The sequence below is a fragment of the Mesorhizobium sp. M8A.F.Ca.ET.218.01.1.1 genome (assembly GCF_004791165.1).
GTDB lineage: Bacteria > Pseudomonadota > Alphaproteobacteria > Rhizobiales > Rhizobiaceae > Mesorhizobium.
The window spans coordinates 416025-437483 of record NZ_SRUZ01000001.1 but is presented as its reverse complement, the minus strand read 5'-3'; the positions used below and the strand labels follow the sequence as shown (position 1 = coordinate 437483).

The 21459-nt window shown below is 63.0% G+C and carries 23 protein-coding genes; 6 read left to right on the top strand and 17 right to left on the bottom strand.

Features of this window, described 5'->3' with window-relative positions:
* Positions 1-26: 26 nt before the first annotated feature.
* The gene (locus tag EN861_RS02115; protein WP_135862089.1) at positions 27-1037 is read left to right on the top strand and encodes a class I SAM-dependent methyltransferase; all 1011 of its coding nucleotides are present in this window, start codon (positions 27-29) and stop codon (positions 1035-1037) included.
* 23 nt (positions 1038-1060) lie between these two features.
* Here the strand turns inward: EN861_RS02115 and EN861_RS02110 are convergent, their stop codons facing one another.
* The 4 genes from EN861_RS02110 to fabA form a co-directional block, all read right to left on the bottom strand.
* Entirely contained in the window at positions 1061-2602 is a 1542-nt protein-coding gene (locus EN861_RS02110) for a bifunctional diguanylate cyclase/phosphodiesterase (RefSeq protein WP_127870745.1), read from the bottom strand.
* 129 nt (positions 2603-2731) lie between these two features.
* Positions 2732-3544: an enoyl-ACP reductase FabI gene (gene fabI, locus EN861_RS02105; RefSeq protein ID WP_135862086.1), complete on the bottom strand. Its 813-nt coding sequence runs from the start codon at positions 3542-3544 to the stop codon at positions 2732-2734.
* A 29-nt stretch (positions 3545-3573) separates the two neighbouring features.
* A complete protein-coding gene (fabB, locus tag EN861_RS02100; protein ID WP_127870747.1) occupies positions 3574-4794 on the bottom strand; it encodes a beta-ketoacyl-ACP synthase I in 1221 nt (406 codons plus the stop codon).
* Positions 4795-4843: 49 nt separating this feature from the next.
* On the bottom strand, positions 4844-5362 hold the full coding sequence (gene fabA / locus EN861_RS02095; protein WP_127276870.1) for a 3-hydroxyacyl-[acyl-carrier-protein] dehydratase FabA: 519 nt from the start codon (positions 5360-5362) through the stop codon (positions 4844-4846).
* A gap of 241 nt (positions 5363-5603) precedes the next feature.
* Between fabA and irrA the strand changes: the two genes are divergently transcribed.
* Positions 5604-6035 carry an iron response transcriptional regulator IrrA gene (irrA, locus tag EN861_RS02090; RefSeq protein ID WP_027142023.1) on the top strand — a complete coding sequence of 144 codons (432 nt, stop codon included), beginning with the start codon at positions 5604-5606 and terminating at the stop codon, positions 6033-6035.
* 28 nt (positions 6036-6063) lie between these two features.
* Positions 6064-6444, top strand: coding sequence for a DUF4260 domain-containing protein (locus tag EN861_RS02085; RefSeq protein ID WP_135862084.1), 381 nt, complete (start codon positions 6064-6066; stop codon positions 6442-6444).
* On the opposite strand, the gene EN861_RS02080 is transcribed toward EN861_RS02085, so the two are convergent.
* On the bottom strand, positions 6434-6994 hold the full coding sequence (locus EN861_RS02080; RefSeq protein ID WP_127276864.1) for an SH3 domain-containing protein: 561 nt from the start codon (positions 6992-6994) through the stop codon (positions 6434-6436). The two genes, EN861_RS02085 and EN861_RS02080, sit on opposite strands and share 11 nt — an antisense overlap.
* Positions 6995-7143: 149 nt before the next feature.
* Between EN861_RS02080 and EN861_RS02075 the strand changes: the two genes are divergently transcribed.
* A complete protein-coding gene (locus EN861_RS02075; RefSeq protein WP_127276862.1) occupies positions 7144-8145 on the top strand; it encodes a D-glycerate dehydrogenase in 1002 nt (333 codons plus the stop codon).
* A gap of 42 nt (positions 8146-8187) precedes the next feature.
* Here EN861_RS02075 and EN861_RS02070 read toward each other — a convergent pair whose 3' ends face one another.
* From EN861_RS02070 to EN861_RS02030, 9 genes are all read right to left on the bottom strand, one after another.
* Complete coding sequence (locus EN861_RS02070) at positions 8188-8673, bottom strand: GNAT family N-acetyltransferase (RefSeq protein WP_245511980.1); 486 nt, start codon at positions 8671-8673, stop codon at positions 8188-8190.
* 2 nt (positions 8674-8675) lie between these two features.
* On the bottom strand, positions 8676-9428 hold the full coding sequence (locus EN861_RS02065; RefSeq protein WP_127870749.1) for a molybdopterin-synthase adenylyltransferase MoeB: 753 nt from the start codon (positions 9426-9428) through the stop codon (positions 8676-8678).
* Positions 9429-9459: 31 nt separating this feature from the next.
* Positions 9460-10599, bottom strand: a complete 1140-nt coding sequence (gene recF / locus EN861_RS02060; protein WP_135862082.1) for a DNA replication/repair protein RecF — start codon at positions 10597-10599, stop codon at positions 9460-9462.
* A 74-nt stretch (positions 10600-10673) separates the two neighbouring features.
* Complete coding sequence (gene dnaN / locus EN861_RS02055; RefSeq protein WP_127276856.1) at positions 10674-11792, bottom strand: DNA polymerase III subunit beta; 1119 nt, start codon at positions 11790-11792, stop codon at positions 10674-10676.
* Between the two features lie 200 nt (positions 11793-11992).
* Entirely contained in the window at positions 11993-13537 is a 1545-nt protein-coding gene (gene dnaA, locus EN861_RS02050; RefSeq protein WP_127870750.1) for a chromosomal replication initiator protein DnaA, read from the bottom strand.
* Positions 13538-14393: 856 nt separating this feature from the next.
* The gene (gene rpsT / locus EN861_RS02045; RefSeq protein ID WP_027026587.1) at positions 14394-14660 is read right to left on the bottom strand and encodes a 30S ribosomal protein S20; all 267 of its coding nucleotides are present in this window, start codon (positions 14658-14660) and stop codon (positions 14394-14396) included.
* Between the two features lie 180 nt (positions 14661-14840).
* Positions 14841-15614 carry an enoyl-CoA hydratase gene (locus EN861_RS02040; protein ID WP_127279777.1) on the bottom strand — a complete coding sequence of 258 codons (774 nt, stop codon included), beginning with the start codon at positions 15612-15614 and terminating at the stop codon, positions 14841-14843.
* A 33-nt stretch (positions 15615-15647) separates the two neighbouring features.
* Positions 15648-16538: a bifunctional DNA-formamidopyrimidine glycosylase/DNA-(apurinic or apyrimidinic site) lyase gene (mutM, locus tag EN861_RS02035; RefSeq protein ID WP_127279776.1), complete on the bottom strand. Its 891-nt coding sequence runs from the start codon at positions 16536-16538 to the stop codon at positions 15648-15650.
* Positions 16531-17772 (bottom strand): phosphopentomutase, encoded by a 1242-nt coding sequence (locus tag EN861_RS02030; protein ID WP_127279775.1) that lies wholly within the window; start codon positions 17770-17772, stop codon positions 16531-16533. Before EN861_RS02030 ends, mutM begins: the two co-directional genes overlap by 8 nt.
* A 257-nt stretch (positions 17773-18029) precedes the next feature.
* Between EN861_RS02030 and EN861_RS02025 the strand changes: the two genes are divergently transcribed.
* On the top strand, positions 18030-18953 hold the full coding sequence (locus EN861_RS02025; protein ID WP_127870751.1) for a phosphate/phosphite/phosphonate ABC transporter substrate-binding protein: 924 nt from the start codon (positions 18030-18032) through the stop codon (positions 18951-18953).
* 4 nt (positions 18954-18957) lie between these two features.
* Here the strand turns inward: EN861_RS02025 and EN861_RS02020 are convergent, their stop codons facing one another.
* The 3 genes from EN861_RS02020 to EN861_RS02010 form a co-directional block, all read right to left on the bottom strand.
* Positions 18958-19581, bottom strand: a complete 624-nt coding sequence (locus EN861_RS02020) for a TadE/TadG family type IV pilus assembly protein (RefSeq protein WP_127280724.1) — start codon at positions 19579-19581, stop codon at positions 18958-18960.
* Between the two features lie 40 nt (positions 19582-19621).
* Positions 19622-20203, bottom strand: a complete 582-nt coding sequence (locus EN861_RS02015) for a TadE/TadG family type IV pilus assembly protein (protein ID WP_127280725.1) — start codon at positions 20201-20203, stop codon at positions 19622-19624.
* 140 nt (positions 20204-20343) lie between these two features.
* A complete protein-coding gene (locus EN861_RS02010) occupies positions 20344-20766 on the bottom strand; it encodes a pilus assembly protein N-terminal domain-containing protein (RefSeq protein ID WP_127280726.1) in 423 nt (140 codons plus the stop codon).
* Between the two features lie 359 nt (positions 20767-21125).
* Between EN861_RS02010 and EN861_RS02005 the strand changes: the two genes are divergently transcribed.
* Complete coding sequence (locus tag EN861_RS02005; RefSeq protein WP_056569967.1) at positions 21126-21302, top strand: Flp family type IVb pilin; 177 nt, start codon at positions 21126-21128, stop codon at positions 21300-21302.
* The last annotated feature ends 157 nt before the right edge of the window (positions 21303-21459 follow it).

Genomic DNA, 21459 nt, shown 5'->3' with positions numbered 1-21459 from the left:
CCCGTTTTTGTTTATGGAGCACGGCTATGTCCGCTGAAGCGCTGAAGACGCTTTTTCACCCGTTCGAGGCCGAGGCTCTTTCCTTGCCGCGGCAGGGCCAGCGCGTTCTCTTCCTTGGCGCCGAACCCGGCCTGCGCCTGCCGCCGGCTTTCGAGGCTACGCTCAATCTCGTACAGGGCTTCCGGCCGTATTTCCGTGCGTTGCAGGCGGCCGGCTTCACGGTCACGCCGCAATCGGCCGGTGACGGTTTTGATGCCGCGTTGGTGCTCGCCGGCCGCCATCGCGGCCAGAACGAATTGCGCATCGCCGAGGCTATGGAGCGCGTGGCAGAGGGCGGATTGATCGTCATTGCCGGTGGCAAGGAGGATGGCATTGCCAGCCTGCGCAAGCGTGTCGGCGATCTTGCGCCGCTCGATGGCCACATGCCGAAATATCACGGCATTGCCTTCTGGCTGCGCCGCCCGGCTGACATGCAGGCCGCCGCCGTACTTCGCACCGCCAATCCCGCCTTGCTGGTTGGGGACCGGTTCCACACCGCGCCCGGCATGTTCTCCTTCGATCGCGTCGATGCCGGCTCGAAACTGCTGGTCGACAACCTGCCCGGCGATCTGCGTGGCAGCGCGGCCGATTTCTGTGCCGGCTGGGGCTATGTGGCGGCGGAGATGGCCGCCCGCTCGCCGGGCTTGTCGGCGCTCGATCTATACGAGGCCGATTTCGACGCGCTGGAGGCGGCCAGGGGCAATCTCGGTAACACCATGGCACAGGGCTTCTTCTGGACGGACCTGCTCGCCGAGCCTGTGGAGCGCCGCTACGACGTCATCGCCATGAACCCGCCCTTCCATCGCAGCCGTGCGGCGGAGCCTGAGATTGGTGCCGGCATGATCCGCGCGGCAGCCAAGGCCCTGAAGCCCGGCGGACGCCTGTTCATGGTCGCCAACCGGCAGCTTCCTTACGAAGCCGTCCTGTCAGCGGCCTTCGCCAGCCACGCAGAGCTTGCTCGTGACGGCATGTTCAAGGTGTTTTCGGCGCGCCGCTGAGGCAACGGCGGGAGCCATGGCGCTCAATGGAGGTTGGCGACTCGCCTGGTATCTTCGGCCGCATGGCCACCGATACTGGCCGTGAGCGGTGCTGGCCGGCCGAAGAGGTAGCCCTGCACCACCTCGCAGCCGGCGGCCCTGAGCAGCGTCGCCTGGCTTTCGGTCTCGACGCCTTCGGCGATGATGCTGACGCCGAGCGCCCGCGACAGCCCGACGATGGTCGACACGACGGCGCCGGAGCTGGCGTCGGTATCGATGCGGCTGATGAAGGAACGATCGATCTTCAGCTTGCCGAACGAGAAGTCGATCAGATAGCTGAGGTTGGAATAACCGGTGCCGAAATCATCGACGGCGACCGAGATGCCCATCTCGGCAAGCTCTTTCAGGATGGCGGCCGCGCGGTCGCGGTCCTGCATCATCGCCGTCTCGGTGACTTCCAGCTCCAGCCGTGACGGCTTGATGCCCGTGGTCCGCATCGTGTCGCGTACAAGGCCGACGAAGTCCTTGGTCATGAACTGGACCGGCGAGATGTTGACGGCGACGAAACAGTCGTCCGGCAGATGGCGGGCATCGCTGCAGGCCTTGCGCAGCACCCATTCGCCGATCGGGTTGATCATGCCGGTCTCCTCGGCGATCTGGATGAACTCCATCGGCGGGATCATGCCGCGTTCGGGATGCTGCCAGCGGATCAACGCCTCGTAGCCGACGATGCGGCCGGTCGGGAGGTCGAGCTGCGGCTGGTAGTGCAGGTCGAAATCACCGCGTTCAAAGGCGCTGTGCAGCTCGGATTCGACCCACTGGCGATGGTCGGCCACGCGTCCCATCTCGCTGTCGAAGACCGACCAGTTGCCAACTCCGCTCGCACGCGCATTCTGCAGCGCCAGGTTGGAGCGCCGCAGGATGAGGACCGGATCGACACCGTCCTTGGGCATCGCCACGATGCCGACGGACAGGCTCACCGATTGCTGGTGGCTGCTGAGTTCATACGGCTCCATCATTTCGTCGATGAGCCTCTCGACCATGCTTTCCAAGGTTCCCTGGATCAGATGGTCCGGGAGCAGCACTGCGAACTCGCCGGCCCCGATGCGTCCGATCGGCGCGCGCGCGGGCACGCAGCTGTGCAGCCGCTTGGTGAAGGCGCGGATCAGTTCGTCGCCCTGGGTGTAGCCGATCGCGTCGTTGATCTGTTTGAACCGGTCGATGTCGATGTCGATCAGGAACACCGGTTCCCCGGTACGGCTTGTCGCGCATGCCGCCTCGGCGATCTTGCCGACCATGGCCGGCCGCGCCAGCAGTCCGGTCAGCTTGTCGAAATGGGTTTCATTGAAGACGAAATCCGCCGATTCATCGATGCCTGCGAAGAAGGACATTGCCGCCACCGATGCCGCAAGCGCGCAAAGCGCGGCCATGATCGCGACCATCATGTCAGCTGATATGCCGGCAAACCCCTCGCCGAGACCGTGCTTCAGGCCCCAGATGCCGAGGACGAAACTGCCAATGCCCGAACTTGCTATCGTGAGCAGTCGGAACACTGGCGTTCGCTTCGGGTTGCTGACGGCAGGCATGAAAAGGTCCCCAGGTCGGAGACCCTATAGCGGAAACCCTCTTAAAATGAGTTTCCGCGAATGCATTCAATTTTACTGGAGAGGATTATTTTCTTGACTGGGAAAGGACCTGCTTGACGGGACCGCTCTTCAGTCTCCGCCGCCATCCGTCTGCTTCAATTCATCGAGCGCCGGCATCGAGACGATATGGTAGCCGGAATCGACATAGTGGATTTCGCCGGTGACACCGGAAGCGAGGTCGGACAGGAGATAGAGCGCGGAGCCGCCAACCTCGTCGATCGTCACGGTCCGGCGCAACGGCGAATTGCGCTGCTGGTAGGAGAACATGTGGCGGGCGTCCGAAATGCCGGCGCCGGCCAGTGTGCGCACCGGACCGGCCGAGATGCCGTTGACGCGGATGCCGCGCGGACCGTAGTCATTGGCGAGGTAGCGCACGCTGGCCTCGAGCCCGGCCTTGGCGACGCCCATGACATTATAGTTCGGCATGACGCGGACCGAGCCGGCATAGGTCAGCGTGACCATCGAGCCGCCGGCAGTCATCAGCGGCGCTGCATTGCGCGCCACCTCGGTGAAGGAATAGCAGGAGATCACCATGGTGCGGACGAAATTGTCCCGGCTGGTGTCGGCATAGAGGCCCTTCAACTCGTTCTTGTCGGAAAAGCCGATGGCATGGACGACGAAGTCCAACCCGCCCCATTCCTTGCCAAGCGTCTCGAACGTGGCGGCGACCGAAGCGCTGTCCTCGACGTCGCAGGGAACGACCAGCGAAGCGCCGAGCTTGTCGGCGAGCGGCTTGACCCGGCGGCCGAAAGCGTCGCCCTGGTAGGTGAAGGCGAGTTCCGCCCCATGTTCGGATAATTTCCGGGCTATGCCCCAGGCGATCGAATGATCGTTGGCGACACCCATGACAAGCCCGCGCTTGCCCTTCATCAATCCGTCCATAGCCGGCAATCCTTATGTAAAACTTGGCCCTATGCGGAATAGCGCTGGAAAACGAGCGTTGCGTTGGTGCCGCCGAAACCGAAGGAATTCGACAGAACGGTGTCGATCGCGGCGTTGTCGATGCGCTTGCGCACGATCGGCATGCCCTCGAATTCCGGATCGAGCGTCTCGATATGGGCGCTTTCTCCGATGAAGCCGCCTTGCATCATCAGGATCGAATAGATGGATTCCTGCACACCGGCCGCGCCCAGGGAATGGCCGGTCAGCGATTTCGTCGACGTGATGAACGGCATCTTCTCGCCGAACACTTCACGGATCGCGCCCATTTCCTTGGAATCACCGACCGGGGTCGAGGTGCCGTGGGTGTTGATGTAGTCGACCGGCGTGGAGACCGTCGCCAGCGCCTGGCGCATGCAGCGAACCGCGCCTTCGCCCGAGGGCGCCACCATGTCGTAGCCGTCCGACGTCGCGCCATAGCCGACGATCTCGGCGTAGATCTTGGCGCCGCGCGCCTTGGCGTGTTCCAGCTCTTCCAGCACCAGCACGCCGGCGCCGCCGGCGATGACGAAGCCGTCGCGATTGGCGTCATAGGCGCGCGATGCGGTGGAGGCCCTGTCGTTGAACTTCGACGACATGGCGCCCATGGCGTCGAACAGGTCCGACATCGTCCAGTCGAGATCCTCGTGGCCGCCGGCAAAGACCATGTCCTGCTTGCCCCACTGGATCAATTCGTAACCATTGCCGATGCAATGCGCCGAGGTCGAGCAGGCCGACGAGATCGAATAGTTGACGCCATGGATCTTGAACCAGGTGGCCAGCGTCGCCGACGCGGTCGACGACATCGCCTTCGGCACCGCGAAGGGACCGATGCGCTTGGGGCTGCCGTTCTTGAGCGTGGTCTCGGCGGCCTCGACGATGGTGCGGGTGGAAGGACCGCCCGAACCCATGACGATGCCGGTGCGCTCGTTGGTGATGTCGCTCTCGCCGAGGCCTGCATCCGCGATCGCCTGGTCCATGGCAACGTGATTCCAGGCCGCGCCCTGGCTCAGGAAGCGCATCGCGCGGCGGTCGATCATGGCGGAAGGGTCGAGCGTCGGCGCGCCCCAGACCTGGCAGCGGAAGCCATGCTCCGCGAAGGAATCGGAAAAGCTGATGCCGGATCTGGCGTCATGCAGCGAGGTCTGCACCTCATTGGCATTGTTGCCGATCGACGACACGATGCCGAGGCCTGTGACTACGACACGTCTCATTCGCAACTCCTTCCAGGGATGCTGGCCAGTGTGCGGGCCAGGGCTGCGGTCAAGCGACCGCCGACTGCTTTGACAGACCGACCTTCAGGTCCGTCGCCGCGTATATGGGCTCACCATCCGCCTTCATCCAGCCATCAGCGATGCCGAGCACCAGCCGGCCGCGCATTACACGCTTGAAATCCACGCCATACTCCACCTTCTTGACCGATGGCGTGACCATGCCCTTGAACTTGACCTCTCCGGTCGACAGCGCCATTCCCTTGCCGGGTTCGCCGAGCCAGCCGAGATAGAAGCCTGTCAATTGCCACAGGGCGTCCAGGCCGAGGCAGCCAGGCATGATCGGATTGCCGATGAAATGGCAGGCAAAGAACCACAGGTCGGGCTTGATATCGAATTCGGCGCGGATGAAACCCTTGTCGAAGGCGCCGCCGGTCTCGCTGACCTCGGTGATACGGTCGAACATCAGCATCGGCGGGTAGGGCAGCTGGGCATTGCCCTCTCCGAACAGCTCGCCGCGGGCGCAGGCCAGCAATTCTTCGTAGTCGTAGCTGGATTTCGAACCCGCCATCAATTTCTCCCCATATCGTCCGGGCGGTAGCGCGCCCTTGTCGTTGGTGTCCTAACACAATCTGTTTCAGGCCGGAAACCGGCGTTTGCGCTTAACCCGCCAGTCTGCCCGGGTCAATGCGCGCTATTGATCGCATTCGGGCGACAGAATATATGTCAACCGGGGTCCGGGTTCGGCATATATTCATTTTTTTGCCACTCTGGGCGTGTCTTGAAGCGGGACTGTGAGCTTGGAAGACCAGATGGACCGGGGCTGCCGGAAGGAAAATGTCGCTGTGGACAAGCGGGTACGTGAAGCCGGCCTGAGGCCGACGCGTCAGCGCATTGCGCTGGCCGACCTGCTTTTCGCCAAGGGCGACCGCCATTTGTCGGCTGAGGAACTGCACGAGGAGGCGCAGGCCGCCGGCGTGCCGGTGTCGCTGGCCACCGTCTACAACGCGCTTCACCAGTTTACCCAGGCGGGGCTGCTGCGTATCCTCGCCGTCGAAGGTTCCAAGACCTATTTCGACACCAATACCTCCGATCACCACCATTTCTATATCGAAGGCGAAAACAGGATTTTCGACATCGCCAACGGCCCGGTCACGGTCACCAACCTGCCGGACCCGCCCGAGGGCATGGAAATCGCCAATGTCGATATCGTGGTGAGGCTGCGTCCCAAGCGTCCGGAATGACCGGCGAAGCCGGAACAATCGGTGTGGGATGAAACCCTTGGATTGGATAGTGCGGCTCGAATGGGCCGTCGTGGCGGTTGCCGCAATCGTCTTCTATGGCGCGACGGGCGTTTCCTGGTGGCTTTTCGCGTTGCTCATCCTGGCGCCGGACCTGTCGATGCTGGGTTATCTCGGTGGACCTCGCATCGGCGCCCTTGCCTACAACGCCTTGCACATTCTGATCGTACCGGTGCTTCTGCTGCTTGCCGGGCATCTCGCCGGCAGTGCGGTCGGCAGCGCCATCGCACTGATCTGGAGCGCTCATATCGCAATCGACCGTGCACTGGGTTACGGCTTGAAGCTGTCAACGGGGTTTCAGGACACCCATCTTGGCCCTATCGGGCGCAAACGCGAGACGTTCAGTCCTTGACCCGCTCGCCCGGATAGGCGCCCCAGACGACCGACTGGGCAAGCCAGCCGGTGTGGCCGTCGAGCGTCATTTCGCACCATTGGCCGTCGCAGGACTTGATCGTGCCCATAACGCCCGGTTCGACGATCGCCACCACCCTGGCATCCTTGTCGGGACCCTTCAGAAGATTGACCTGGCCGCCCTTGCCGCGCTGCCAGGGCGCGATGATCGCCGTGCGCCGGCCCGATAGCAGCGATTGGTTGATCCATCCTTCCGAGCCATCGGCGTCGCGCACGCGCCGCCACGTATCGAACTCCTGGATGATCTCCATCGGCAGGCCAGCCTTCATATACATCCAGTCGACCGAATAGTTGGCGCCGGGGCCGACGCGCGAGTTGACGCGGCCGGATTTCAGGCTGACGAATCGCGGCAGCGGCAGCCCGCTCGGTCCGAGCGTGATGGCGCTCTGGGCAGGGGCGGCCGCGCTCTGCGCGCCGGCAAGCGGAGAATAGAGGAGAGCGCCGAGAAATGCTGCGCTGAGGGCCAGGCGAAGCGACGCGAAACCAGACACTTTCGTTCCTTTCGGCGCCGGCCCGACGGCTGCGGCACCCCTTTTTCTTTGTCTTCGGCGGCACCGCTTGTTACATGGGTAAAATCGGCTACCGCGACCAGCTTTCAGTTTCGCCGGTCTTGGTTAAAGAGGTCTCAACGAGGGAAACAATGCCAGGCAAAAAGAAGCCTCTCGTGGTCATCACGCGAAAGCTGCCCGACCCGGTCGAGACCCGCATGCGCGAACTGTTCGACGCAAGGCTGAATGTCGAGGACCGGCCGATGACGCAGCCGGAACTGGTCGCCGCGGTCAAGGAAGCCGACGTGCTGGTGCCGACCGTAACCGACCACATCGATGCCGCATTGATCGCCCAGGCCGGCGACAACCTCAAGCTGATCGCCAATTTCGGCAACGGCGTCGACAAGATCGACGTGGCGGCGGCGGCCAAGAAAGGCATCACCGTCACCAACACGCCCAACGTGCTCACCGAAGATACCGCCGACATGACCATGGCGTTGATGCTGGCTGTGCCGCGCCGGCTGGCGGAAGGCGCCAATGTGCTCACGGGCGACAAGAAATGGGCCGGCTGGTCGCCGACCTGGATGCTTGGCCGGCGCATCTGGGGCAAGCGGCTCGGCATTGTCGGCATGGGCCGCATCGGCACCGCCGTTGCCAGGCGGGCCAAGGCTTTCGGCCTGTCCATCCACTATCACAACCGGCATCGCGTGCTGCCGGCGGTCGAGGATGGGTTGGAGGCGACCTATTGGGAGAGTCTTGACCAGATGCTGGCCCGCATGGACATCATCTCGGTCAATTGTCCGTCGACGCCGGCGACCTTCCATCTTCTGTCGGCACGGCGGCTGGCATTGCTGCAGCCCACCGCTTATATCGTCAACACCGCCCGCGGCGACATCATCGACGAAGAAGCGCTGGTCAAGCTCATCCAGGACGGCAAGATCGCCGGCGCCGGCCTCGACGTCTACGAGCACGAGCCGGCCCTTAACGCCAAGCTCTTGAAACTCGCCGCCAGGAACAAGGTCGTGCTTCTGCCGCATATGGGCTCGGCCACGCTCGAGGGCCGCATCGACATGGGCGAGAAGGTCATCATCAATATCCGCGCCTTCGTCGACGGCCATCGTCCGCCGGACCGCGTGCTGCCGCTCAGGACCTGAAACTGTCCAGGCGCAGGCTCGCCGTTCAATGTAACGCGACGCTTACGAGATCGTTTTGCGCATGGTGATGGAGGTCGGCCTGTCATAGCCGTCATGCGCCGTCCGTCCGGTTTCGCGAAATCCGAGCCGGGCGAAGGCGGCATGATTGGTGGTGAGCTCGATCCTCGTCTCGAGCTCGATGGCGGCCTTGCCGCGGCTGCGGGCCAGATCTTCGGCCGCTTGCATCAGCCGTCGGCCAATGCCGTGCCCCTGGCGGTCCGGGGCGACGGCGAGCTTGCCGACATAAAGACCGTCAGCTCTTTCAAGAGCAAAAACGCAGCCCACGATCCTGTCGCCGTCGAGTGCCAGGAAGCCGGTCTCCCGCAGCGCCTTGGTGCGCAGCGCATCGGCTGTGAGCAGGTGAGCCGACGACGGCGGGTCGATGATGCCGTCCATAAAGGCGAAGGCACGCATGATGAGGGCAAGCACATCACCCCAGCGGCCGAAATCGGCTGGGATCCGCGTGATCGAAACATGGGAATGTTCCAAGATCAGCGTCTCTTGTAGCGGATCGTCTCGAAGCGCGCGGCCAGCGCATCATAGAGCAGCAGCCGGCCGATCAGCGGCTCGCCTATGCCGGTGATCAGCTTGATCGCCTCCATCGCCTGCAGCGTGCCGACGACCCCGGTCAGCGCTCCGAGCACCCCCGCCTCGGCGCAGGACGGCACAAGCCCCGGCGGCGGGGCCTCGGGAAACAGATCCCGATAGCTCGGGTTTGGCTTGCCGTCACTGCCGTTTTCGAAAGGCTTCAGCACGGTCACCGAGCCATCGAAGCGTCCAACGGCTGCATGCACCAGCGGCTTCTCTTGGCTGGCGCAGGCATCGGCCACCACATAACGCGTCTCGAAATTGTCGGACCCATCGACGACGACATCGTACCTGGCGACGAGGGCGGGGGCGTTCTCGGCGGTCAGCCGGAATGTGTGCGTTTCGACTGATATGTTGGGATTGATACGAGCGATCGCCGCCTCGGCGCTTTGGGTCTTCAGCATGCCGATCGTATCGGTGCCATGGATGACCTGGCGCTGCAGGTTGGAGAGAGAAACGGCGTCGTCGTCGACCACGCCGAGCGTACCGACGCCGGCCGCTGCGAGATATTCAAGCACCGGCGCACCGAGCCCGCCGGCGCCGATCACCAGGACCCGCGCCTGCTTGAGCTTCTGCTGGCCCGCGCCGCCGACCTCGGGCAGCACGATGTGGCGGGCATAGCGTTCGATCTCGTCGGCGGTGAGCGCTGTGGTCATATCAGGACCATATAGTGGTCGAAAAAGCTTGTCAGGGGTCTTCGGTTGGCCCAACCGTACCATGGTCGACAGTCAGGAACTGCGCTCGGCCACGCAGGCTGGAAAACAGCGCCGCATCGGTTCCCGTCATGAAAGCCTGGCATTTCAGTTCCTCCAGGATCGAGAACAGTGCCGCGCGCCGTCCGCCGTCGAGATGCGCCGCGATCTCGTCGAGCAGCAGGATCGGCGTCAGCCCGGACATTTCCCCGGTCAGCCGGGCATGCGACAGCACGATGCCGACCAGCAGTGCCTTCTGTTCGCCGGTCGAGCAGAGTTCGGCCGGCATCGCCTTGGGCCGGTGCCGGACCATGAGGTCTGAGCGGTGCGGGCCTTCGAGGGTGCGTCCGGCGGCACGGTCACGGTCTCGGCCATCGGCAAGCGCCCGCCGGAACCGCTCCTCGACGTCGACCGCCGGGGCGCCGGCAATCTCGGCCTCCAGGTCACCTGAAAGGCCGATATCGGCCTGCGGAAACGGTCCGGTGTCGGGCAGCCTGCCGATCATGGCGGCCAGCAGCCGCACCATTTCGGCGCGCGCCGCGGCGATCGCCACGCCGGTCTCTGCCATCTGCGTCTCTATCGCCTCGAACCAGCCGGCATCCCGCGAGCCTTCCGTCAGCAAACGGTTACGGCCCCGCATCGCCTTCTCGTAATCGAGCGCACGCTGGCCATGTCCCGGATCGATCGCCAGCACCAGCCGGTCGAGAAAGCGCCGGCGATCCGCGGCAGGTCCGGTGAACAACGAATCCATCGCCGGCGTCAGCCACACGACCCGCAGCCACTCCAGCATGCCCTCGGCCCGCGCGGGGGCTCCGTTTATACGCACCCGCCTGCCGCTTTCCGCCGTGTCGCCGCCGGAGATGCCCGTGCCGATCTCGACCTCGCCGTCAGGCCCGTCGAGCCGGGCATGCAGGGCAAAGCCGCCATCGCCACCCTCACGTGCCACATCCCCATAAGGCGCGCGACGCAAGCCGCGCCCGGGCGTCAGGAAGGAGATCGCTTCGAGGAGATTGGTCTTGCCGGCACCATTGTCGCCCGAAAAGACCACGGCGCCCGGCGCAACATCTATCGCCAGGGTCGCGTAGTTACGAAAATTGGTAAGCGTAAGCTTACTTATATGGGTTTGTGCCGGCAACCGCTATCCGCCTGTGGAAGTCACCGCAACCAACGCCCGCCGCCGGCCGTATTCGCCAGGCGCCGCCGCGCCGGCTATACCCGCATCGGCATCAGCACGTAAAGCGCGGTCTCGTCGGCCATGTCGTGGATCAGCGTCGGTGAACCGGCATCTGCCAGCATGAATTTGGCTTCCGTGCCGGTCAGCTGCGCGGCGACATCGAGCAGATATTTGGCATTGAAGCCGATCTCGATCGGGTCGGCCGAATAGTCTGCCGCCAGTTCTTCCGTTGCGCTGCCCGAATCCGGATTGTTGACGGCAAGCGTCACCTGGCCTTCGCTGATCGAGAGCTTCACCGCGCGGCCGCGTTCGGAGGAGATGGTCGAGACGCGGTCGACCGCGGCGGCGAAGCTCTGGCGGTCGAGGATCAGCTTCTTGTCGTTGCCGGTCGGGATGACCCGCTGATAGTCGGGGAAGGTGCCGTCGATCAGCTTCGAGGTCAGCACGACGCTGCCGATGGTGAAGCGGATCTTGGTGTCGGACAATTCGGTGGTCACGGCGACGTCCGGATCGTCGACCAGCTTTTGCAGTTCACTTACCGTCTTGCGCGGAATGATGATGCCCGGCATGCCCTCGGAGCCAGCCGGTGCGTCGATCTCGGCGCGCGCCAGGCGGTGGCCGTCGGTCGCCACCGAGCGCAGCTTCAGCTTGCCGCCGACTTCATGCGTGTGCAGGTAGATGCCGTTGAGATAGTAGCGCGTCTCCTCGGTGGAGATGGCGAACTGCGTCTTCTCGATCAGGCCCTTCAGTGCCACCGAGTCGAGGCGGAAGATGTGCGAGAAGGATCCGGCCGAAAGCTCGGGAAAGTCGGATTGCGGCAGGCACTGCAGGCGGAAGCTGGAGCGGCCCGACGTCACCGTCATGGCGTTGCCGTCCTCATCCGTCTTCAGCATCACCTCGGCGCCGTCGGAAAGCTTGCGCACGATGTCATAGAGCAGGTGCGCGGGGACCGTCGTCGCGCCGCCGCGCTCGACCTTGGCGGGTGTCGCTTCCGTCACCTCCAGGTCGAGGTCGGTGGCCTTCATTTCGAGGCTGGCGCCTTCGGCGCTGAGCAGCACGTTGGACAGGATCGGTATGGTGTTGCGCCGTTCGACCACGCGGTGCACGTGGTTGAGCGACTTCAGGAGATTTGACCGTTCCAGGATAACACGCATGACGAAACAGGCTCGCTTGAATGAATGAACGGGTCTCCGGCTACCGGCGCCCCGCGAAAGCTCTGAACAGGCTTCAGAATCTACGCAAACTGACAGGAAAAAACCAGTGAACGCAAGCCCGCGCCACCGGTTCGGGCCGGTTACGCGGGCTTTCTGGGGATAAAGCTGGCCAACCCCACGAGCGGGCGGTTTTCGGCCGCTCAGGCCTGGTCGTTGATCAGCCTTCTCAGCAATTCCAGTTCCTGCGCCAGCGTGTTGTCATTGCCGGAAAGATCCTCGATCTTGCGCACGGCGTGCAGCACCGTCGTGTGGTCGCGGCCGCCGAAGCGCCGTCCGATTTCCGGCAGCGAGCGCGGCGTCATCACCTTCGACAGATACATCGCGACCTGCCGCGGCTTGACGATGGTGCGTGTGCGCCGGTTGGACAAAAGTTCCGTCTTCGAGACGTTGTAGTGGCGCGCCACGATGCGCTGAATATCCTCGATGCGGACCCGCTTCGGCTCGCCGGTGCGATAGATGTGGCCGAGAATCTCGTCGATGCGGTCGATTGTGATCTGCGGTTCGAACGACTGGCGAAACAGGAGCTGGTTGAAGGCGCCTTCCAGTTCGCGTCCGCTACCAGTCACGGTGCGGGCAACGTGGTTGAGGATCTCTTCGGAAATGTCGAGCGATGCATCGTCGATCCTGGCTGTGGCCAGGCGCAGTTTGAGCATGCCGAGCCGCATGGCGAAGTCGGGTGCCGACATTTCGAGCGCGACGCCGCCATTGAGGCGCGAACGGACCCGCGGTTCGAGCGATTCCAGCTCCGACGGTGGCCGGTCGGCGGCGACGACGACCTGCTTGGCGCTGTCGAGCAACATGTTGATCAGATGGCAGAATTCATGCTGGATCGACTTGCCCTGCAGGAACTGCATGTCGTCGATGATCAAGAGGTCGATGTCGCGCAACTGCTCCTTGAGCGTCAATGCGTTGTTGTCGCGGATCGCGGTGGCGAAGCGCCACATGAAATACTCGGCGGTGAGATAGACGACGCGGGACTTCGGGTTCTGCTTCAGCGATTCCGCGGCAATGGCCTGCAAGAGGTGCGTCTTGCCGAGCCCGACGGTGGCATGCAGGAAAAGCGGATTGAAGCGCACCGCGCTCGACTGCGATTCCGCCACGGCCTTGGCGGCGGCGAAGGCCACGCGGTTCGAGGGGCCTTCGATGAAGGAGCCGAACGTGTAGCGCGGGTCAAGCGGCGATCCCAGCACGTTGTGGCGGAACTCGCTCTCGACCGGCACACCCGGACGCGGCATGGGAGACCGTTCCACCCTGCCTGGGCTGACCGTGCCGGCGGCCAGCGCCGTCTGCGTCTGCCGTGTCATCTTGCGCGCCGGCGCCAATTCCGGTTCAGGCTGGCTGCGTCCCTGACGGGTCGCGGTGCGCACGACGATCTCGATCTTGAGAAGCTCGGGATCCTCCTGCTTCCACAGCTCGGAAATGAGATCGTGATAGTGGCCGTTGATCCACGAGCGCAGGAACGCGGTGGGCACGGAGATGCGGACAATGCCCTTGGAAGCTTCCGCGACCTTCATGCGGCCGAACCAGCTGGAATAGACTTCGGTTCCCAGGCGCGCCTTCAACTGGGCCTTGACCCGGTCGAATTTCTGTTCCGCGTCGCTGGAGACCGCCATCTCGTTTGCTCCGATCAAAGTTCCAGGAAATGGGAGGTCGCCCGTAAGCTCCCTTTCGATGCCGCTCTGCATGATCGAGTTCCTTGCCTTTCTGTACCTGTTTTTTCGCCGGGGATGCGCCTCCTGCATCCTTTTTCCAGCGACCGTGTCTTCGCTACGATGCCCGTTGCCGCCGCTGGCAATGAACGTCGCCCACTATCCAAGGGAACCGGTGCCGGCCCATGGAAGCCAGTCCGCGTTGGGTATGTCAGGGCAATACGAAACCGTCCGGCGAAAGAGCGCCGGCGCGCCGTCCTACCTGCCATGTCTAGTTACGCCAGTCCCCTACCGTATCGAAAAAGAGCAAACCATACCCGTCCACGGACTTGATCCGCGTCGCAAATCCCGCCAATTTTAGCTGGCCGCGTCAGGCTGGGTTAAGGGCAAGAGGCCCGTCCCTTTCGATAGATCGACATTACCGAAATCGCTGTGGATAGGGCAAGGCCACGTCTAACGGATTTTTAAGGAATCTGGTTACCTCGGGCGGGTTCGAGCGCCATGCCGCAGTGGCATATTTTGACAAAGCCATTGTGATTCAAACCCTTTTCCGACGAATATGAAAAAGCCGGGCCGGCGCGAAATTTTCTGAAATAATTCTCTTGACAGCCAGTTGTCCTCCCGTCGCTTCGGCGCGTTGTGGACAAGCTGTGGATGACTGTCGCTAACCAATTGAAAAATATTGGGTATTTCTGTGAGGCGGGATTTTTCTAGGCGCCGCTTTTCAAGCGTGCCGATCATCAGCGGGCATGCATGTGCCGGCAAAGCATTTCGAACTCTGGAATCTGCATTTGCAGCTGTTTGCGGCTATTCTTTTTAAGTACTTGCCGGCAAACGAAAAAACCCGGCGCGATCGGCCGGGTTCGAAGAAGATCGTCCTGGGAAGGCGATGTCAGGCCGACAGCACCTTGAGGCGCTGGGCCAGGCGCGACACCTTGCGGGATGCCGTGTTCTTGTGGATCACGCCCTTGGTCGCGGCGCGCATCAATTCCGGCTCGGCAGCCTTGAAGGCGGCCTGTGCGGCGGCCTTGTCGCCGGAGGCGAGTGCCTCCTCGACCTGGCGGACGTAGGTGCGGACGCGCGAGCGGCGGTTCTTGTTGATCGCTGCGCGGCGGGCGATCTTGCGCGTTGCCTTTTTGGCCGAGGATGTGTTGGCCATGATGCCTCTCTTCTGATCTGGTCGGCGCACGCGGCGTGCCGCAGGGCGCAAAAAACAAACGGGCAGCCACGGGGCCGCCTCGGTTGGTGCGGCTTATAGTTCAGCTTTTCCGGCGCGTCAACGCCGCCTGGCGTTCTTTTTGGCCAAGGCCACGGGTTTCGGGCGCCGGCCTGCAACGCCCTACCGGTTGGTGAAATTCGGCTTCCGTTTTTCGGCGAACGCCGCCATGCCTTCCTTCTGGTCTTCGAGCGAGAAAAGCGAATGGAACAGGCGGCGTTCGAAGCGCAATCCCTCGGCAAGCGTCGTCTCATAGGTCCGGTTGACCGCTTCCTTGGCCATCATCACCGACGGCAGCGAGAAATCGGCGATTTTGGCCGCCGCCTTGACGGCCTCTTCGACCAGCTCGCCGGCCGGAACGACCCGCGACACGAGGCCCGAACGTTCGGCCTCGGCGGCGTCCATCATCCGTCCGGTCAGGCACATGTCCATCGCCTTCGATTTGCCGACGAACCGGGTCAGGCGTTGCGACCCGCCCATGCCGGGAATGACACCGAGCGTGATCTCGGGCTGGCCGAATTTGGCCGTGTCGGCGGCAATGATGAAATCGCACATCATGGCGAGTTCGCACCCGCCACCGAGCGCATAACCGGCCACCGCCGCAATGATCGGCTTTCGCGCCCGCGTCAGTTCCTCCCAGCCGACGAAGAAATCCTGCACATAGGCATCGACGAACGCGATCTCCTGCATTTCCTTGATGTCGGCACCCGCCGCGAAGGCTTTGTCGGAGCCGGTGATGACCATTGCGCCAATGCCCGTGTCGCCGCCGAAATCCTTCGCCGCCGCCACCACCTCGGCCATGACCCGCGAATTGAGGGCGTTGAGCGCCTTTGGCCGGTTCAGCGTGATCAGCCCGACCTTGCCGCGCCTCTCGGTGATGATTGTCTCATAGGCCATTGGCTGCTTCTCCTTCCTCGACACCGGTCTAGCTCACGTCTGACACGCCCGGCAATAGAAGGTCGAACGTCCGCTCTGCACGATGCGCTCGACATGGCCGCCGCAGCCGGGCTTCGGGCAAGGCTCACCTTCGCGGTCGTAGACGGCGAAGGAATGCTGGAAATAACCCAGCGATCCGTCGGTGTGCATATAGTCGCGCAGTGAAGATCCTCCCGCCGCGATGGCATCCGATATGACCGAGCGGATCGCCTCGGCGAGGCGATCGCTTTGTTCCCTGGCCTTCTTGCCTGGCCTGGCAATGGTGCCTGCCTCGCGCAGCGGTGACAGGCCGGCACGCCAGAGCGCCTCCGAGACATATATATTGCCTAAGCCGGCGATCAGCCTCTGGTCGAGAAGCGCTGCCTTGAGCGGCGATCTGCGGCCTTTCAGCAACGAGGCAAGCAGAACGCCGTCCAGCGCATTGCCGGTGGGTTCGACGCCCAGTCCGGCGAGCATCGGATGCGTCTCCGGCGGCTCTTCCGTAAACAGCATGAAGCCGAAGCGGCGCGGATCGTTGAAGATCACACGTGACCGCCCGCCGGCCGCCGAAACGACATGGAACACGACATGATCGTGCGCCGCGCTCTTCGAGCGCTCATGGTGGAACACGCCCGGCGTCTCGTCGTCGTCGCCGGTCTCGATGCGAAAGGAGCCGGACATGCCGAGATGGCAGATCAGCACCGGACCGCCCTGCATATGCATGGTCAGGTATTTGGCGCGCCGGCCGAGCGCCGTGATCGTCCTGCCGGTCAGCCGCTCCGAAAACCGTTCGGGGAAGGGGAAGCGCAGGTCCGGCCGTCTCATCTCGACCTTGGCCAGATTGGCGCCTTCCAGGACCGGCTGCAGCCCGCGCCGGACGGTCTCGACTTCAGGCAATTCAGGCATGGCCGCCAATCATCGCATGGAAGGATGTGCCGTTGCGGCCGCGCGCCAGCGCGAGGTGTTCGGCAACGGTCTCGCCGATATCGGCGAATGTCGCCCTCAGCCCTATGTCGCCGCCTTTGAGACCAGGTCCAGTGCCGATGACCGGGATCCGTTCACGCGTATGATCGGTGCCGCGCCAGGTCGGGTCGTTGCCGTGATCGGCGGTCAGGATGAGAAGGTCGCCCTGCTTCAGCTTGGCGAACGCCTCCGGAAGCCTCCGGTCGAAGGCCTCGAGGGCGGCCGCATAACCGGCGACATCGCGGCGATGGCCGAATTCTGTATCGAAATCGACGAAATTGGCGAAGACGAGGTCGCCGTCGGTCGCCTCGTCCATCGCGACCAGCGCCTGGTCGAACATGGCCATGTTGCCTGCGGCCTTGCGGACTTGCGAAATCCCGCGATGGGCGAAGATGTCGCCGATCTTGCCGACGGCGATGACGCGGCTGCCGCGCGCCGTCAGCCGGTCGAGCAATGTCGGCTCGGGCGGCGGCACGGCGTAGTCGCGGCGATTGTAGGTCCGCTCGAAGGTGGCAGATGTCTCGCCGACGAACGGACGCGCGATCACCCGTCCGATCCTCAGCGGGTCGACCAGCCGGCGCACCACCTGGCAGAATTCATAGAGCCGCTCGAGGCCGAAATGGGCCTCATGCGCGGCGATCTGCAGGACGGAATCAACCGATGTGTAGCAAATCGGCTTGCCGGTGCGGATGTGCTCCTCGCCGAACCGCTCAATGATCTCGGTACCTGGCGCATGGCAATTGCCGAGGATGCCGGGCACCTTTCCTTCGCGGATCATCGCCTCGGTCAGGTCGGCCGGAAAGGCGGGAACCGTGTCCGGGAAATAACCCCAGTCGAAGCGCACCGGCAGGCCCGCGATCTCCCAGTGGCCGGAAGGCGTGTCCTTGCCACTCGAAATCTCTTGCGCCGCGCCATGGAAGGCATTGGCGAGCAGGTTCGTCCCGAAATGCGTAAAACCCAGTCCTGTCGCCGTCTCGGCCGCCTTGCCAAGTCCCAGCGATGCCATATGGGGGACGAACAGTGGTCCCTGGCGAAGCCCTTCGCGATCCGCGCGGCCTTCCGCGCAAGCTTCGGCGATGTGCGCCAGCGTGTTGGCGCCGGCGTCGCCATAGCTTTCGGCGTCGGCCGCGCCGCCGATGCCGAAGGAATCCAGGACAAAGAGGAAAGCACGCGCCATCGGGTCATTTGTTGCCAGTGTGGACGCCCAGACATAGGGTTCCACGGCGACGTTGGCAATTCGGAAACCAAACCGCAACGGCTTGGCGCGATACTCAAATCCATGTCGCCCAAAAGTGCGCAGCGGTTTTGCGACAACGACATGGACAAGCTAAGGGATCCATGCGCGGTTTGGACAATGAGATACAGGCACAAGATCAAGTGCCGCGACGAGTTGGGCATGTCCATGGACGGAACAAAGGGCAAGGCGGTCCTGTCATGAAGGCTGCGCTCAAGGCTTGGACTGCCCTCATGGCTGTGAACGGCGCATTCTGGTGCGGACCGGCCTGGGCGGACTGGCGCGATGATATCGGCACATTTCGCATCGGCGTCGTGGCCGAGCCCGGCGCCGGCAACGCCGTTCCGGGGCTGGCGGTGTTGACGCAAGCCTTTACCGATGCGCTCGGCATGAAGGTCGAATTCGTCGTTGCCCGCGATTACGCGGCACTGATCGAGGGACAGGCCAATGCACGGATCGAATACGCCATCTATTCGGCGACCGCCTATGCCACGGCGCTGCAACGCTGCGGATGCATCGAGCCGCTCGTGGCGCCGGTCGATTCCGACGGTGCGGCCGGCATCCGCTCGGTATTGCTGACCCGGGATGGCAGACTGCGCGGCCTGGCCGATATGGAGACCCACCGGATCGCCGTGCCGCCGCCGGACAGCGTCGGCGGTTCGCTTTTGCCCTTGGCGGGGTTAGCCGCCGAACACGTCGAAATCGCCGAGGATGCACCGTTTCTCGTCCATGCCGCCTCGGCGTCGGCGGCCGAAACCATGCTTGTCGAAGGCGCGGCCGACGCCATGTTCGGCTGGGTGAAGGCGGCGGCCGACGGCCAGCCGCGACTGGCCGGGGGCACGCAGGCAAGGCTCGACGCATCAGGCCTTTCGGCGTCGGCCACTCAGGTGGTGTGGACGTCGGGTCTGCTGCGATACGGCCCCCATGCGGTACGCAGCGATCTCGATCCGGAAGCCAAGCGCCGGCTGACCGTATTCCTCACCAATCTCAAATCGACGACGCCGGATGTCTACGACCTTCTGGAAGCGAGGCATGCCGGCGGCTTCATGCCCGTGGTTCCCAAGGACTATGCTGCGGCGGAGGCCATCGTGCGGATGGTGTCGGTCGATGGTGGGCGGCAATGAGCCCTCAGCAGTCGCTGCAAGGGATCGTGACGCTTCTGCGGGGGCGCAGATAATATGTTTCGCTCATCGTCATGCCTTTGGCGAGCGTCTCGATAAACCCAAGCTTCTGTTGGGTGTCTGTCGTCCAGCCGACGATCGGCTGGTAGCCCAGGGTGCTGTCGACGCGGACGAGAAAGGTCCCGGCGACCTTGAGCGCTGTCGGAACCGTAGTGGTCGAGCCCGCCGCTGCACCGACGCTGTATGCACCACTGGTCACCTTGCGTGACCACACCACCAACACCTTTGGCGTGGGATCGGTGGTGACCTGTATGGCTGTGATGGTGATGTCCGGCACCGAGCGGTTGTAGGGTTGAAGGGTTACGCTGCCGATCTTCATGATGGCATCGAGGTCCGCCTTGACGATGGTCGGCTGTTGCGTGACGAGATCGGCGACCATGCTGCCGATGCGGCTGACCTTCTTGCTCGTCTCGATGGCCTGCGAGGCCTCCATGGTCATGAAATACATGATCAGCAGGACAGGCGCGATAAGCGCGAACTCGACCGCCGCGACGCCGCGGCGATTGGACCAGAATCGGGCTGATTTGCCCCAAAGCCCCGCAATTCCCAGATGTGCCCCCGCACGCATCATACTCGTTGCCTTTTTTCTTGTTGTTGCTTCCGTGATGGCATCAATTGTCGAACGGCTCGTTCTGCCAGGTCACCGAAGCGAAATGGAGGGTTTTGTTACCTCCCATCGACTGCGCCATCAGGTTGGTCATGATGGGCCATTTGTAGAAGACCCGCAGCATGTTCCTTGACTCCGCCGCACCCGCCGTGACGGTAAAGGGCACATCCGCGCCACTTTTCGTCAGCTGAATATTACCGCCCTGAATCCTGAAGCCGGCCAGGGCCGCGTCGGCGAATGTCGTGTATTGGCGAAGATCGACGCTCAACTGATTGGGACAATCCTGGGAAACGATGATTTCCAGCTTGTCGCAGATCATGTTCTTCAAATTGTCCCCGGCGATGTCCGCGGCCTTCAACTGGCCGGTGCGCAGCCGGCGCGCGACATCGTCGGTGATGTTGGCCATCACCTCCTGGCTGGCAAACGAGATGCAGCTCTCGAGGATGGCGAACACCAGGAGTGCGAACGGTATGGCAAGCAACGCGAACTCCAGCGCCGTGCTGCCGCGTCGGTCGCGCACGAAGCGTTGGAAAGGCCCGGTACGCTCCACCTTGCGCTGATCTGTCGAGCCGAGTTCCATGCTCATGCGATGTTCCTGCCATCCCTGGACGGTGCTGACAGGTGTATTAACCCAAACCGATTGAGGTCCGGTTTGAATGATCGTTAAAGTCGGCGCGCGCGTTTTAACCAGCAGGTAACCTGGGCGATGGCGCGCTCCCGTGCCGCCTATTTGCTGACGCTCATCTCGGCTTCGGACGATTTCTCCGCATCGCTCTTGTAGGAGCTTTCGCAATAGGGCGTGCACGACATGGTCTGGACATCCGCGCGGCGGTAAATGCGAACCGACGAGGCTGCCTGGCGAACCACGGTAACCTGTGTGTCGACGATCGGGCTGCCTTCCTGGTCGAGAACGACGAGGTTGGTGACACCGAAACCCTTGCCGGTGAGCACGATCGTCGAGGCATCCTGGACGGAAGCGTCGGCGATTGCCGGGTTGCCCACGACGATCGTGTCGGCGGGGCGCGACAGTTTCACGATCTTGGCCTGATTCATGGTGACTTCGATGTCGGCGCCAGCCCTGGCGGGTGTAATCAAGCTGGCGGCGGCAAGAAGCGCGGCAATCAGGATTGAGGATCTCGGCACGGCCATCAAGGCGCTCCACGCAAGCGGACTGTTCAACGGAACATGAACGAGATTGGTGAACCAACGGTTAAGTGGGCTTGCCGCCGGCGGATGGAGCGGTCGGCATGGCTGCCCGCCTGGCCGGATGGGCGCGGGGGGTGGCAAGCTTCCCCAAGCCCTTGCCTTTTGCGGCGTTGACCCGCGAAACGAAACATTAGCCAGCGCTTAGTATGGAGTTAACCACGCACTTGGTTCGAGCCGGGAAAGGAATCGGTAAGGCTGTTTATTAAGCCGATCGAAAGAGCTTCTCCCTAGATTGGCAGCATCCGATCAACCATCACAGAAGTTGACGGAAGTGCTGTAACACGTGGAGTAGGAGCTCTCGAATGTCTAACCTTTTTGCACGTTTCGTGAAGGACGAATCCGGCGCGACCGCTATCGAATATGGTCTGATCGCCGCTCTCATCGCGCTCGCCATCATCACCGGCGCCGGCGCACTCGGCAATGCCATCAACGCCAAGTTCACTTCGATCGGCAGCACGCTGAACAGCAGCGGCAGCTAATCTGCTTATTGCCGATCGATCGGATCGCATTCAGGACAGGGGCCGCCACAGGGTGGCCCCTGTTTTATTTTACTTGTTTCGGACCGCGGCGGAACAGTCGTCTTTTCACCACTGACCTCATCAATCGTTAATCGAACCAGCCTAGATTGAGTTTCTG